Origin of the sequence: Corallococcus llansteffanensis, assembly GCF_003612055.1 — a bacterium.
Taxonomy (GTDB): Bacteria; Myxococcota; Myxococcia; order Myxococcales; family Myxococcaceae; genus Corallococcus; species Corallococcus llansteffanensis.
On record NZ_RAWB01000262.1, the window covers coordinates 1 to 13577 of the forward strand.

At 71.3% G+C, this 13577-nt stretch carries 8 protein-coding genes; 5 read left to right on the forward strand and 3 right to left on the reverse strand.

From position 1 onward, the window contains the following. Positions 1-20 precede the first annotated feature (20 nt). Entirely contained in the window at positions 21-1193 is a 1173-nt protein-coding gene (locus tag D7V93_RS23365) for an MFS transporter (protein WP_120645526.1), read from the forward strand. Positions 1194-1197: 4 nt separating this feature from the next. Here D7V93_RS23365 and D7V93_RS23370 read toward each other — a convergent pair whose 3' ends face one another. The 3 genes from D7V93_RS23370 to D7V93_RS23380 form a co-directional block, all read right to left on the reverse strand. Beyond that, positions 1198-1635 carry a GNAT family N-acetyltransferase gene (locus D7V93_RS23370; RefSeq protein ID WP_120645520.1) on the reverse strand — a complete coding sequence of 146 codons (438 nt, stop codon included), beginning with the start codon at positions 1633-1635 and terminating at the stop codon, positions 1198-1200. A 17-nt stretch (positions 1636-1652) separates the two neighbouring features. Next, positions 1653-4517, reverse strand: a complete 2865-nt coding sequence (locus tag D7V93_RS23375) for a TonB-dependent receptor domain-containing protein (RefSeq protein WP_120645527.1) — start codon at positions 4515-4517, stop codon at positions 1653-1655. Positions 4518-4609: 92 nt separating this feature from the next. Next, complete coding sequence (locus tag D7V93_RS23380; protein ID WP_120645521.1) at positions 4610-5053, reverse strand: HIT family protein; 444 nt, start codon at positions 5051-5053, stop codon at positions 4610-4612. Positions 5054-5190: 137 nt separating this feature from the next. Here D7V93_RS23380 and D7V93_RS23385 point away from each other — a divergent pair, with 137 nt between their 5' ends. From D7V93_RS23385 to D7V93_RS23400, 4 genes are all read left to right on the forward strand, one after another. Further along, positions 5191-6849 (forward strand): carboxypeptidase regulatory-like domain-containing protein, encoded by a 1659-nt coding sequence (locus D7V93_RS23385; RefSeq protein WP_120645522.1) that lies wholly within the window; start codon positions 5191-5193, stop codon positions 6847-6849. Positions 6850-7035: 186 nt separating this feature from the next. Further along, positions 7036-8865 carry an Ig-like domain-containing protein gene (locus D7V93_RS23390; protein ID WP_120645523.1) on the forward strand — a complete coding sequence of 610 codons (1830 nt, stop codon included), beginning with the start codon at positions 7036-7038 and terminating at the stop codon, positions 8863-8865. A 188-nt stretch (positions 8866-9053) separates the two neighbouring features. Then, positions 9054-9506 carry a response regulator gene (locus D7V93_RS23395; RefSeq protein ID WP_372338342.1) on the forward strand — a complete coding sequence of 151 codons (453 nt, stop codon included), beginning with the start codon at positions 9054-9056 and terminating at the stop codon, positions 9504-9506. 119 nt (positions 9507-9625) lie between these two features. After that, a complete protein-coding gene (locus tag D7V93_RS23400; protein WP_120645525.1) occupies positions 9626-13468 on the forward strand; it encodes a bifunctional serine/threonine-protein kinase/formylglycine-generating enzyme family protein in 3843 nt (1280 codons plus the stop codon). Positions 13469-13577: the final 109 nt, after the last annotated feature.

The window sequence follows — 13577 nt, forward strand, 5'->3', positions numbered from 1 at the left end:
CCCCCGCCCCGTCCACGCCGCTGCGCCCCTCGCTGGTCTGGCTGATGGCGGTGGCGGGCGCGTTCAGCGTCGCGAACCTCTATTACAACCAGCCGCTGCTGGGAGACATGGGCCGGACGCTGGGCGCCTCGGGCGGCGCGTTGGGCCTGGTGCCCATGCTGACGCAGGTGGGCTACGCGGTGGGCATCCTGTTCCTGGTGCCGCTGGGCGACAGCCTGGAGCGCCGCCGCGTCATCCTCGTGCTGTGCGGCTGCGTGAGCCTGGCGCTGGTGGCGACGGCGCTCGCGCCCGACCTGCGCGTGATGGTGGCGGCGAGCTTCGCGCTGGGCGTTACCACGGTGATTCCGCAACTGCTCATCCCCTTCGCCGCGCATCTCGCGGAGCCCTCGCAGCGCGGGCGGGTGGTGGGCACGGTGATGAGCGGGCTGCTCATCGGCATCCTGCTGTCGCGCACGGTGGCGGGCTTCGTGGGAACGCACCTGGGCTGGCGCACCCTGTTCTGGGCGGCCGCGGGCCTGATGGTCGTGCTGGGCATCGTGCTGCGCTTCACGCTGCCCGCGCAGCCGCCCCTGGCCTCCATGCCGTACCCCGCGCTGATGCGTTCGCTCATCCACCTGGCGCGCACGGAGCCGGTGCTGCGCCTGCACGCGGTCCTGGGCGCGCTCACCTTCGGCGCGTTCAGCGCCTTCTGGGTCACGCTGGCGCTCTACCTCCAGTCCCTGCCCGGACACTACGACGCGCAGGTGGCGGGCCTCTTCGGCGTGGTGGGCGTGGCGGGCGCGGCCATCGCGCCCCTCGTGGGCCGCTACGCGGATCAGCGCGGGGACCGGCGCCTCAACGCGCTGGCCATCGCCGTGCTGCTGGCCTCCTTCGGCGTGCTGTGGCTGCTGGGGCACACGCTGTGGGGCATCGCGCTGGGCGTGGTGCTGCTGGACCTGGGCGCGCAGGCCAATCAGATCACCAACCAGGCGCGCGTCTACGCGCTGCGGCCGGACGCGCGCAGCCGGCTCAACACGCTCTACATGGTGACCTACTTCGTGGGTGGGGCGTCGGGCGCGTGGGCCGGGACGGCGGCGTGGACGCGCGCGGGCTGGCCCGGCGTGTGCGCGGTGGGCGCGGCGATGTCGCTCACGGCGCTGGTGACGGTGCTCTGGAGCAGCCGCCGCGTGCCGGCCCAGGCCCCCGCCACCTGAGCCTTCAGAGGTCGCGCTGCATGTTCCGGTGGGGGACGCCCACCTCTTCGTACGGCTCGCCGTACACCGCGTAGCCCAGCCGTTCGTAGAAGGGGACGACGGGGGCGCGGGCGTGCAGGTGCACGTGGCGGAAGCCGCGGCGGCGCAGCTCCTCCTCCAGCGCGCGCACCAGCCGCGCTCCCAGCCCCTGGCCCTGCAGCGAGGAATCGACGGCCATCTGGAACAGCCGGCCGCCGTGCGCATCCTCCGGGTGGAAGAGCACGCAGCCCACGGCGGTGCCGCCCGCGTGCGCCACCAGGTGGAGGCTGTCGTCCTCGAAGGGGAACTTCACGTCCGAGCGCGCGAAGCCCAAGGGCTCGCGCAGCACGCGGAAGCGCAGCTCCAGCTCCCCGTCGTACAGCGGGTGTCCGGGGTGGATGAAGTCGAGCGAGGTGTCGGCCATGGCGCGGAAGGTCCGGCTCAGAAGCTGCCTGTGAGCTGGAGGTTGAAGGTGCGGCCGTACTGGGGCACGGGGCCGACGGACACGTCGTCGCTCACGACCAGGGCATAGCGCGCGTCCAGCAGGTTGTTCACGCCAGCGAAGTAGCGCAGCCGGCCGTAGTCACCGGACACGCCGAAGCCCACCAGCAACGCTTCGCCGCTGTTGGCGCCGGGCAGGGTGTCCACGCGCGCGCTCTGGTAGGTGGCCTGTGTCGCGATGCGCATGTCGCCGTTGCCCACGGGCAGCAGGAAGCGCCCGGAGGCCAGGTGCGCGGGCGCGGCCTGCACCACGTCCAGGGAGGCATTGGCCAGCCGCACGTAGGAGTAGCTCAGGTCCACCAGCAGCCAGCGGCCCGGCTGCCAGTGCAGCCCGGCCTCCGCGCCCCACGCGAACGTCGTGCCGGGGTTGTTCGTGTACACGAGGCACTGGCTGGGCGCGCCCTGGGTGCCGCAGCGGGGCGTGGGCGCGTCCTCGGTGATGAGCGTGACGAGCTGCGAGATGCGGTTGTGGTAGCCGGCGAACGTCAGGCGCAGCTCGTTCGTCAGGTCGTGCGAGTGCTCCACCTCGAAGGTGGTGATGGTCTCGGGTTCGAGTTGTTCCGCGGGGCGCTGGGTGAGGAAGTTGTCCTGGTAGAACAGCTCGTAGAAGTTGGGGGCGCGGAAGGCGCGGCCAATCACCAGCTTGGTGAGGCCCTTGTCGTAGGGCCGTCCAATGACGGCCAGGCGCGGCGTGAGCGGCAGCGAGTCCAGGTCGCTGTACTTGTCCACGCGCAGGCCCAGCGACAGGCTCAGGCGCGGGTGCAGGCGCCACTCGTCCAGCGCGTACACGGACACCAGCGAGCGGTCCCGCGTCTCCAGGGGCATGCCCACGGACGGACCCACGCTCTTCTGATCCACGCGCAGCTGGGCCTGGCCCTCCACGCCGAACGTGAGGCGGTGGGACTCGAGCAGGCCCACCAGCAGACGCGCCTCGGCGGTGAGCCAGTCCGCCGCGCCGGAGTCGGTGTTCGTCTGGGCGGGGTCCCCGCCGTAGTTCCAGTAGCCCTGGTAGCGGCTCAGGTCCACGGCGCCGCGCAGGGACAGGGACAGGCGCTCGGAGAGGGCGCGCTCGTACCTCGCCTCGGCGAAGCCGCGCACGTCCCGCACGCGGGTGCCCTGCGCGCCCACCACGGTGCCGTAGGGCGCGGTGGGCACGTCCTTGGTGCGCCCGTGGAGCTGCGCGACGAGCGACAGTCTGCCCAGGCGGGCGCGCACGGAGCCGGTACCGGCCTGTTCACCGTCCAGGCCGGTGACGATGGGGCCGGGGGTGCCCAGCAGGGTGGTGTCCGCGCCGCGGGACTTCATGCCCGCGAGGCTGAAGAGGACGGAGCGGTCGGGGTCCTCCCACGACGTGGTGGCGTGCGCGAGCGTGGAGCCCATCGCGCCCACGGAGCCGGTGATCTCCAGGCGCCGGTCCAGGCCCAGCGTCTCGCGGGGCACGACGTTGATGACGCCGAAGAAGGCGCCCGTGCCGTACAGGGCGCTGCCGGGGCCGCGCACCACCTCGATGCGCTCCACTTCCTCCAGGTCCACGCTGAGGTCGTGCGCGGCGTAGCCCTGGCCGGCCCACACGTCGTTCATCGCGTGGCCGTCCCAGAGGATGAGGATGCGCGTGTTGAGGTCGCCCGGCGGGGAGAAGCCGCGCACGCCCAGGTAGGTGTACGTCCGGTCGTCGGTGAGGAAGAAGCCGCGCACGCCGGCCAGCGCCTCGGCGAGCGTGCGCCAGCCGAAGGCGCGCAGCTCCTCCGGCGTGAGCACGGTGGTGGAGGCGGGGGCCTCGTCCACGGACAAGAGGCTCTTGGACGCCGCGCGCACCGGGGGCGGCTCGTAGCGCAGGGTGGCGTGGACCTTCACCTCCTGGTCGGGCACGACGGTGACCTTCTGGCGCACGGGGCGCACGTCGCGGCTCTCCACCTCCAGCACGTGCTCGCCCTCCTGGAGGGTGACGACGGTGGGGGTGAAGCCCGCGGGCCGGCCGTCCACGCGCACCGTGGCGCCGTCGTGGTTGGACGTGACGACGACGCGGCCGGTGGGGCGCGTCTGGGCGCTCAGCGTGACGGTGAGCGGCAGGGTGCCCTCGGCGGGCACGTCGATGACGTACTGGCCGGGGGCGTGGCCGGGGGCGCGCACGTGGAGCACGCGCTGGCCCGGGGACAGGCGCAGCTTCGCGGGGAGGCGGCCCAGGATGGGGCCGGTGGGGGAGTCGCGCAGCTCGGCGCCCTCGGGGGTGCCGGTGATTTCGACGATGCCGGTGATGAGCCCCAGGTCCAGGTCCACGGGCACCTCACGGCCCTTGGTGACGGTGACGGTGGACTCCGTGGGGCGGTAGCCGTCCTTGCGGACGAGGACCTTGTGGCGGCCCGGCGTGAGCGCGAGCGTCTGCGGCGAGCGGCCCCGGCTGCCCAGGTCGGTGCGGTCGACGAAGACGTCCGCGCCCTTGGGGTTGGTGGTGACGCGCACCAGGGCGACCTTGGGGCGCAGCCGCTCCAGGGAGCGGGAGACCTCGTCGGCGTCCTCGGTGGGCAGGTCCTCCCCCAGCAGGTCGTTGTAGTAGCGGTAGGCCTCGTTGAACTTGCCCAGGGCCTCGAAGCAGCGCGCGATGTTGAAGAGGACGTTGCGGTTGGGGACCAGCCGGTAGCTGGTGAAGTACGAGCGCAGCGCTTCGGTGTAGTTGCCGTGGGAGTACGCGTCGTTGCCCAGCTCGAAGGCGATGTCCGCCTCATCCGCCGTGTTGTCCGCCAGGGCGGGACCGGTGGTGAAGAGCAGCAGCGAGAGCAGCCAGGGGCCGAGGAAGGACACACGCATGGTGACGCCCTGCATTCTTCCCCCGATGACGTGTCAGGTCCATGACAGTGGCCGGAAGCCTGTGGATTGGCCCACGTCACGTCCGGCGTGGGTCAGCGGGCGAGCGCCGCCGCGAGCCGGAGGGCCGCGGCCTCCAGCCTCTCGGGAGGGAGGTGTTCGCCGGGGGCCGCGTCGAAGGCGCCCCGGCCCCGCAGGTGCGGCGGTGTGTCCGCGAAGCGGGGGACGAGGTGCAGGTGGAAGTGGCGCAGCACGTCGCCAATGGCGAAGGCATAGACGTGCTCCGCGCCCAGCACCTCGCGCTGGGCGCGCATCACCCGGGCGGTGAACGGCCCCAGCTCGCGCGAGGCCGCTTCTTCCAGGTCGTACCAGCCGCGCACGTGCTCCTCGCTGGTGAGCACCACCCAGCCGGGGACGGGGCTGGGCGAGGCCACCGCGTGGAGCACGAATCCGGGGGCGCGCGCCAGGACTCCACCGGTGGTGTGGGTGTCCCCACGAACGATGGCGCAGCCCAGGCAGGGGGCATTGACGTCCGACATGGCGTGTCATCCTAGCATTCACCCTTGGGTGGATTTTACCCCACCTTGACGCCATGGCCTCGGGTCAGGGAGTGTCCGATTTCCGCCCTTTCTTGACAGCTAGGGCGTGAAAATTCCGTCAAAAATTCAAGGTGGGGATGATGAAGAAGCTTCTGGTGATGGCTGTGTTGCCGCTGTTTGCATGGGGGTGCGGCAGCGACGAGACCGACGCGAACAACGACGGTGTCGTGGATGGCATTCGTGATCCGAACAACGTGTCGGTGGTGGTGCCTTCGACGCCGAAGGGAACCGTGTCGGGCCAGGTGCTGGGCACGAACCTGACGGCGCTGGCGGACGTCACGGTGTCGATGACGATTGGCAGCCAGGCGACGGCCAAGACGGCGACGACGGACGCCAGCGGCAACTTCGTGATGACGGACGTGCCGGCGGCGGCGCAGGTGCTGCTGACGTTCAGCAAGGCGGGCTACGCGACGCTGCGCGCGACGTCGACGGTGCCGGCCGAGGCGGGCACGGTGCCCATCAACAACGGCAACGCGAGCTTCGGTCCCATCACGCTGGCGCAGCTGAACAGCTCGCTGCGCTTCGTCGTGGTGACGCCGGATGGCCGGCCGGCCGCGGGCGCGAAGGGTTCGCTGGAGGTGGACAAGGCGGGCTCCATCATCCTGAGCAACTACGAGACGGGCACCTCCGTGGTGAGCCGGGTCTACGTGGAGGCCACGGCGGATGATCAGGGCGTGCTGACGTTCACCGGCGTGCCCTCCGGTACGGAGCTGGCGCGGCTGAACGGCACGTACAACCTGTGGGTTGCCCCGATGGACGCCAACGGCGACGGCGCCCCGGAGACGGGCGGCTTCGTGACGAGCTACTCGGGCAGCGCCATCGTGAGCACCAGCGTCACGCGCGTCGTCAACCTGCCGTACACGCGGCCTCAGGGTGGTGCGCTCGCCATCGAGAGCAGCAACGTGTCCAGCCTCAAGGCTGCCCAGGTCACGGATCCGCTCAACAACCTGGTCCGCCCGGGCGAGCCCATCTACGTGTACTTCAACCAGCCGGTGCAGCCGGGCTCCATGCTCGTGCGCCTGACGGACGAGTACGCGAAGGAGTCGCTGGCGGTGACGGCCACCGTGAACAACGGCGGCTACTCGGCGACCATCTCTCCGGGCTCGGGCGTCGTCCAGGAGGGCAAGGAGTACAACCTCTTCGTGCGCGCGGTGTCCGCCGAGGGCGGCACCAACCTCACCCAGACGGGCTTCTTCTTCGGTGGCAGCCAGGCCACCCCCAAGTCCGTGACCATCGCCGAGTTCCGCTACCAGGAGACCACCCAGGTGGGTACGGTCACGGCGACGCAGATCAATCCGGGTGAGGTCATCCACGTGAACTTCGGCGCGCCCCTCCGGGCTCCGGCGGGCACGCAGGTCCAGGTGTTCTTCAATACGGACCTCAACAACGACGGGCGCATCGGCACCACGGCCTACGGTGAGCTCAACAACTACAGCGGCCAGGGATTCCCGCTGTTCATCAATGAGCCCACGGCGCCCTATGTGACGCGCACGCCCGCCGAATTGCCTGTCTTCGGCATCCAGTCGTCCGGATACAGCAGCCGGTACTCCTTCACGTACACGGGCACTGTCGCGCTCAATCCGTCCCAGTTGGAGCTCGTCGTTGCCTTCAGCAAGCTGCCGACGGTGGGTACCAACGAGGCCTACGAGAGCATCTGGGGCCAGCCCGTCAGCTCGGACCTGTCGGCCGTTGGCATCGCGATCCAGCCCGCGCAGACTCCGGCTCCGACTCCTTGATTCGAGTCGCGTCGCGCTGAACCGGATGTGTTGAGTTGAACCTGGTGCCCCTGTGAAGCCCTGGCTTCACAGGGGCATCTTGCTATCCGGAGGGCCCACACGCGGCCACGTCCCTCCTGCCGGATCCAACGTCTTGAATGGAGACGGGCTCGCGAGGGAAGCAACAGCGCGTGGACCCGTCATGGAATGGATCTCTTCTTGCTGTGCGCCGGCCTCATGAGAAATTCGAAGAGCCTGCTGCTGGTGCTGTGGATGATGGGCTCAGCTTGCATCCAGGTGCCTGACCTGGAACCGGGGGCACTTCCGGATGCGGGAAGCCAGGATTCGCGTCCTGTCACGGTGAGCTGGCTGTCACCCGAAGCCGGGAACTCCACCAATGGGACGCTCCGGGTCAGCGTGGAGGTCACTGGCCCAACTCCTGATCGTGTGGAGTTGTTGGTGGATGGCACGCCGGTGGGCCTGCTCTCCGCGTCCCATTCGCTGAACTGGGAGACCTGGTCGCTGCCTGAAGGTCCTCATGTCCTTGCCGTGCGAGCGACCCGGAACTCGCAGGTCTTCACGAGTCCCGAGCGCACCGTGACGGTGGATCGAACCCTTCCAAGGATGACCTCCCAGACCCCTGCCAACGCCGCATTCCTTGTTCCAGCGGGCATGGCGATCCATGCGACGTTCTCTGAGCCCCTGCGGGCCTCCAGCGTCAGCACCCAGTCCATCCAATTGACGGTGGACTCCGCGCCATTCAGTGCGGACGTGTCGCTGTCAGGGGATGGAAGGGCGCTGACGATTTCTCCTCATACCCCTTTGCCCGTGGACAGTCAGGTCGCTGTCACGATTGACGCCGCCGTCACCGATCTGGCTGGGAACAGCATGGACGCGACGTCCCGGGATTGGAGATGGACGATCCCGTCATATCTCCTGGTCGGAGAGCCACTGCGGGCAGGAAGCCCTGACGCCAGTCTCATCGACAGGGCCTCGCTTCGAATCGGCGGAGACTCGCGCCCCCTCGTGGCGTGGGCGCAGCATGGCGGTGTCCACGTCAGGCGCTGGAACGGCGACGCGTGGGAGTACCTTGGTGGTCCGCTGAAATCAGGCGCGACGAACACTCTCGCTGTCTGGAACAGCGCGCTTCAGATAGACGCTGAAGGCCGCCCCCTGGTGGCATGGTTTGAGTACTTCGAAAGCGGTATCAGTCAGTTTCACGCTCGGCGATGGAATGGCACGGCCTGGGAGTCCCTGGGGACGTTCCTGAACTCCAGTCTGGCCGGCGGGCACATCTCCTGGATGGGTTTCAGCAGCGGGACGCAACAGGCTCCTGTGGTTGCATGGGAGGAGGGGAATGACTCCCAACACCAGTTCGTGCTTCGTCAGTGGGATGGCAGTGCGTGGGTCGCAAAGGCTGGACCTCTGCCGCTGGTAGGGACCGTCACCTATCCGGGCTTTGACCTGGATGCCGCAGGGCAGCCTGTCTTCACGTTCCGGGAGCGTGACTCGCAGGGGGTGAATGTGGGTCGCGTGGTGAGATGGAACGGGTCGGCCTGGCAGGACATCTCGGCGGGGCTCGGGGGGCTGCCTTCGGCCCGGGTCTTCCATCCCGATGGAAGCCTCCTGGTCGGTGTCTCGGTGCGGGTCGATGGAAGCTGGAGGCCGGTCATCAAACGGTGGAATGGGAGCGCCTGGCTTATCGTGGGCGGGCCTGTGGACTCCGCTCCCAGCACCCATGAACGGACCCTCCATGGCATCGTCGTGGACGCTCAAGGCTTGCTAACGGCCCTGTTCATCGAGGTGCGCACTCAACCTGCGACTTCGAGCATGGTGGGGCAGGCGCGGCAGTGGACCGGTGATCGCTGGGAGGACGTCTCCGGAACCCTGCGACCGGCCCCTGGCATGTGGAAGAAGGAACTGCCCTCACTGGCCCTCAGCCCGGACAGGGAGCCCATCATCGCCTGGATTGAAGGAACCGACCCGACCCTCGGTACCAGCGAGAGCGCCCTCCACGTGCATCGCGTCAATCACTGACGCCCGAAACGCCATCCACCCACACCCCCATCCACCGTCCCCCTGTCTCTCACCGGACGCCGGACCCGCTTTCCATCAGATCCCGTCCAGGGAAATCTTGCGAGAACGGGCGCTTTTTCAAAGGCGTGTTTAGATTCATCCTGCCCCTCCCCTGCATGCGAGGCCTCTGCTCCATGAAGAACGCGGTCATGACATCCCCGGAGAGCGAGCCGACCGCGAGCGGTGGGCCGACTCCCGTGAACGCCAAGAAGCGCGTCCTCGTCGTGGACGACTTCGACGATGCCCGCGAGATGTACGCGGAGTATCTGGAATTCTGCGGGTTTGAGGTCGACACCGCCCGCAACGGCGTGGAAGCCGTGGAGCGGGCCCAGGTGGGGGAGCCGGACATCATCCTCATGGACCTGTCCCTGCCCATCATGGATGGCTGGGAGGCGACGCGGCGCATCAAGCAGGACCTGCGCACCCGGGACATCCCCGTGATGGCCCTCACCGGTCACGTGCTCGCCGGTAACGCCGAACACGCCCTCTCCGTGGGGGCGGACGAGTTCGTCGCCAAGCCGTGCCTGCCCCAGGACCTGGAGAACAAGATCCGCAACATGCTCAAACCCAGCAAGGCGAAGCCCCGCTCGGGTCAGGAGTGAACGACCCCTGGGGCCGGTGCTGTCCGCTGGTGGACACTCGGGTGCGGCCCCCTGCTCCAGGCCGGCCTCCCGTGGGCCCCCGGGTTGACCCCCGGACGCGGGAGCCGTAGGCAACCCCGGTGGGCTCTCCCGCCTCGTCCCCTCCCTCCGACGCGTGGACTCCTCCAGAGGAGTTCGACGAGTACCGCATCGTGCGGCCGCTCGGACGGGGGCGCACGGGCCGGGTGTACCTGGCGCATGACACGCTCCTGGAGCGCCCCGTCGCGGTGAAGTTCATTCCGTCGCTGGGCTCCAACGCCCTGGCGCGCTTCCTGGTGGAGGCCCGCGCCGCCGCCCGCATCCAGCACCCCAACGTCGTCACGCTGTACCGGGTGGGTCAGCTGGAGGATCAGCCGTACCTCATCTCCGAGTTCATCCGGGGCGTGAGCCTGGACCGGCTCGCCCGGCCCGTGTCGTGGGAGCGGGCGCTCGCCATTGGCCGGGACCTGGCCCGGGGGCTGGGCGCCGCCCACCGCCGGGGCGTGCTCCACCGCGACATCAAGCCCGGCAACGCCGTGCTCACCGAGAGCGGCGAGGTGAAGCTGCTCGACTTCGGCTTGGCCAAGCTGCTCGACCGCGCCGAGAGCAACGAGCCCACCGCCCCGCGCGCGCCCATGCCGCCCCCGGAACTGCCCGCGGACTGGGACCCGGAGTCCAGCCCCGCCCTGGGCGCCCGCTCGCTGGATGGCGTCTTCCTGCCGTCGCTGCCGCGCGGCTCGCTGGTGGGCACGCCGTACTACATGTCCCCGGAGGCCTGGGCCGGCGAGGAGCTCACCGCGCGCAGCGACGTGTACTCGCTGGGCGTCGTGCTCTACGAGCTGTGCGCGGGCCGGGGCCCCTTCCGCGACGTGCCCTGGCGCGAGCTGTCCGAGGCCGTGCGCACCCGCGACGTGCGGCCCCTCCTGGAGGTCGCCCCGTCGGTGGACCCCGGCTTCGCCGCCGCCATCGACAAGTGCCTGCGCCGCGACCCGGGCCAGCGCCACGCGTCCGCCGCGCAGCTGCTCGACGCGCTGGAGGCCCTGACGCGCGAGGAGGTGCCCGTCGTCGTCCCGGAGGGCAACCCCTACCGCGGCCTCCAGGCCTTCGAGGCCGAGCACCGCTCGCTCTTCTTCGGCCGCCGCCGCGAGCAGCGCGCCGTGCTGGAGCGCCTCAAGGCGGAGGCCTTCCTGCTGATGACGGGCGACTCCGGCGTGGGCAAGTCGTCGCTGTGCCTCGCCGGCATCCTGCCCGCCGTGTGCGACGGCGCGCTGGAGGACGGCCGGCGCTGGCGCACCGCGCGGCTCGTGCCCGGCCGCCGGCCCGTCTCCGCGCTCGCCGCCGCGCTCGCCCCGGTGCTGGAGGTGGGCGAGGAGCCGCTCGCGGAGACGCTGCGCCAGGACCCCACGTCCCTGGGCCGCAGGCTCCGCGCGAAGCTGGGCACCCAGGGCGGCCTGCTGCTCTACATGGATCAGCTCGAGGAGCTGGTGACGCTGTCGCCTCCGGAAGAGGCGGCGACCGCGGGCGCCGCGCTGGGCTCGCTCACGGAGGCGGCCGGCGGACTGCGGCTGCTCGCCACCGGTCGCAGCGACTTCCTCACCCGGCTCACCGGCGTGCCCGGCCTGGGGCCGGAGGTGCCGCACGCGCTGTACCTGCTGCGCGCGCTCACCCCCGAGGAGACGCGCGAGGCCATCGTCGGCCCCGCGCGCGTCAAGGGCGTGCGCTTCGAGTCCGAGGCCGTGGTGGACGCGCTCGTCGCCTCCACGGCGGCCTCCGACGGCGGCCTGCCGCTGCTCCAGTTCGCGCTGGCGGAGCTGTGGGACGCGCGCGACGAGGCCCGGGGCGTGATGACGCAGGCGGCGCTGGACTCGCTGGGCGGCGTGTCCGGGGCGCTCGCGCGGCACGCCGACGCCGCGGTGGCCCGCCTGCTGCCAGACCAACGCGCGGCGGCGCGCGGGGTGATGCTGCGCCTGGTGACTTCGGACGGCACCCGCGCGCGCAAGACGGACCGCGAGCTCGTGGGGGACGACCCACGCTACCGCGCCGCGCTGGAGGCCCTGGTGCGCGCGCGACTGCTCGTCGCGCGCGAAGGGGAGGGCGGCACCGCGTACGAGCTGGCCCACGAGGCGCTGCTCACCGGGTGGACGACGCTGGCGCGCTGGCTGGTGGAGGCGGGCGAGCGCCGCGAGGTGCAGGCCCGGCTGGAGGCCGCCGCCGCGCAGTGGGAGCGCCTGAGCCACGCGCGCGAGTCGCTCTGGGGTCCGCGTCAGCTCGCGGAGACGCTGGTGCTGGAGCCGTCCGAGCTCACCCAGCGCGAGCAGTCCTTCCTGGACACCTCGCGCCGCACCGGCGTGCGCAGCCGGCGCCTGAAGCAGGGGCTGGCGCTGGGCTTCCTCGTGTCGCTGGCCCTGGTGTACGCGGGCCTCCAGTGGCGCGAGCGCCGCATCCTCGACGGGCGCGTGCGCGCCGAGCTGGGCGCGGCCACCGCGGAGCTGGGCGCCGTGCGCGGCGAACGCGACGCGCTCCAGGCCGAGCGCACCGAGGCCTTCCGCCTCTACGACTCCGGCCACAAGGCGGACGGCGACCGCGGCTGGGCGAAGGCCACCGGGCACGCCGCCCAGCTCGCCCACCACTTCGACGTCGTGGCGGACCGGCTGGAGCGCGCGCTGGCCCTGGCGCCCGGCCGCGCCGACGTGCGCGACGCGCTGGCGGACTTCCTCTACGAGCGCGCCCTGTGGGCCGAAAGCGAGCGCGAGCCCGCGCTGCCCGCGCTGCTGCAGCGCCTGCGCCTCTACGACCCGGACGGCACCCGCTGGCAGCGCTGGAACGCCCCCGCGCGCCTGTCGCTGGCCGTGGACGTGCCCGGCGCCACCGCGGAGCTGCGCCCCCTGACGCGCGAGCCCGGGGGCCCGGAGGTCGCGGGCGAGCCCGTGCCGTCCACCGGCCCGCTGCCCTGGAACGACGTCGCCGTGGCCCCCGGCCCCTACCAGCTCACCGTGCGCGCGCCGGGTCACGAGGACGCGGTGCAGCCGCTGCTCCTCCAGCGCGGTGAAGCGCGGCGCGTCGTCCTGCCGCTGCCCCGCGCGGGCTCGCTCCCGCCAGGGTTCGCCTACGTGCCCCCGGGCGAGGTGCGCTTCGGCAGCGCCGCCGAGTCCAGCGTGCGCGACTTCTTCAACGCCGTCCCCCTGCACCCGGTGCCCGTGCCGGCCTTCCTCGTCGCCCGCCATGAGACGACGTACGCGGACTGGCTCGCGTACCTGGAGGCCCTGCCCCCGCAGGAGCGCGTGAAGCGCCAGCCCCGCGTGGGCACCGGCGGCTATGCCGGGGTGCTCGCGCTGGAGGAGGACGCGGGCGGCTGGCGGCTGCGCTTCCAGCCCGGCGGCGTGCTCTACACGGCCCGGAGCGGCGAGCCCCTGCGCTACGCGAAGCGCACCCAGCGCGCCGAGCAGGACTGGCGCCAGTTCCCGGTGAGCGGCATCTCCTTCTCCGACGCGGAGGCCTACGTGGCGTGGCTCGCCGCGTCCGGGCGCGTGCCGGGGGCGAGGCTGTGCTCGGAGCTGGAGTGGGAGCGCGCCGCGCGCGGCGTGGACGGCCGCGAGTACCCCCACGGCCACCGGCTGGGCCCGGACGAGGCCAACGTGGACACCACCTACGGCAAGGAGCCGGGCGGCTTCGGCCCGGACGTCGTGGGCAGCCACCCCGCGTCCCGCAGCCCCTTCGGCACGGACGACATGGCGGGCAACGTCTGGGAGTGGACACGCTCGTGGCTGGAGCCCGGCCGCCCGGTGGCCCGCGGAGGGAGCTACTCGTTCGCCGTGACGTCCGCGCGCTCCACCAACCGCGAGCTGCCGGACGCCTCCATGCGCGACGTCGCGGTGGGCCTGCGCGTGTGCGCGGACCTGCCTGCGTCCGCGGGCTCCGCCCCCTCCAGCCCCACGCACGACTGAGCACCACCCAACGTTGGAACCCCGGGATTCGCCCCGGAGTCGCGTCTAAGTGGAAGCCACAGGACGCTGCAAGTGGCCGGCAGGGCTTGCCCCAGTTGCCGCTCCCACC